Origin of the sequence: Collinsella sp. 1033st1_E11_1033SCRN_220408 (assembly GCF_039062465.1) — a bacterium.
Lineage (GTDB): Bacteria > Actinomycetota > Coriobacteriia > Coriobacteriales > Atopobiaceae > Parolsenella.
The window spans coordinates 1-965 of the sequence record NZ_JBCLNF010000026.1; the positions used below are offsets into that span (position 1 = coordinate 1).

The following is a 965-nucleotide window of genomic DNA, read 5'->3' on the forward strand; positions in this document are numbered from 1 at the left end:
GTTGGTAAGGGTGGGTATTCACATCCGGAAGGGATTTCTACAACATGGCATTCAGAATCTAATTTGGATCGTTTTGGATGCCCAGTGCACACCGGTAATAGTTCTTATTACAGCGGTTTTTATCATACTGATGTATTAATTCCAGGAGAATTAACTAAGGATGAAAGATTGCTCCATGAAATAGAAAATAGTGATCCAATGATCTTCAACTGGAATGTATTGTTTTATGTTTCATTAGAAGAGTTTCCTATAGATGATCCTTATTATGGAGAGTTTATTGGTATTCCTGTAGATGATGCATCTATGTTTTTTAACTCCTTTCAACCAAGGAAATTTGAAAACAAACCCCTTTATGAGAAAGAGGATGATTAATATGATTAAAGGAATGCTTTTTGCTTTTTTAGCAGCGTTCTCATGGGGGGCAGCTATCGTAATGAGCAAAAAAGGAGTTGAAGAACTAGATGCCGGAGGGGTGTTTTTCTGGCAGATTTGTAGTGCAGTAATACTATCTTGGATAGTTCTTTTTATAAAAAGAAAAAAACTCCCATTAAACTCAAAAGCGATACTTGCTTATGCGACAGGCGTTTTTGAACCATTCTTAGCGTATACTTTTACACTCTACGGACTTTATTTTATTTCAGCAGGAAGCGCATCAATTATTTTTTCACTTGAATCAGTGTTTATATTGGTGTTGTCTGTTCTTATTTGCTCAGTTAAAATTAATTCCCCGCAATATTTTATATTGTTCCTTATAGGTGCAATTGTTGGCAGTATTTTGGTAGCCTTGCCAGACATCAGTAATGGATCGAATAATATTGTTGGATATTGTCTTGTTGTTGCCGGTGTGTTATCGGCAGCATTTTATGTTGTTATATCGTCTCGCCTTATTAAATCGTTTGAGCCTATCACATTATTGAGCGGACAGTTGACATTCTCCCTTATACTGTCATCGCTCTTTATTTTTA

Annotated in this window: 2 protein-coding genes; both read left to right on the forward strand. The window is 35.8% G+C overall.

Features of this window, described 5'->3' with window-relative positions; translation table 11 throughout:
- Nucleotides 1-372, forward strand: a 372-nt coding sequence (locus ABCN07_RS07980) for a hypothetical protein (protein ID WP_343006169.1), incomplete at its 5' end; no start/stop codon positions are given.
- Between the two features lies 1 nt (nt 373).
- Nucleotides 374-965: DMT family transporter (locus ABCN07_RS07985; RefSeq protein ID WP_343006170.1), on the forward strand; the 592-nt coding region annotated here is incomplete at its 3' end.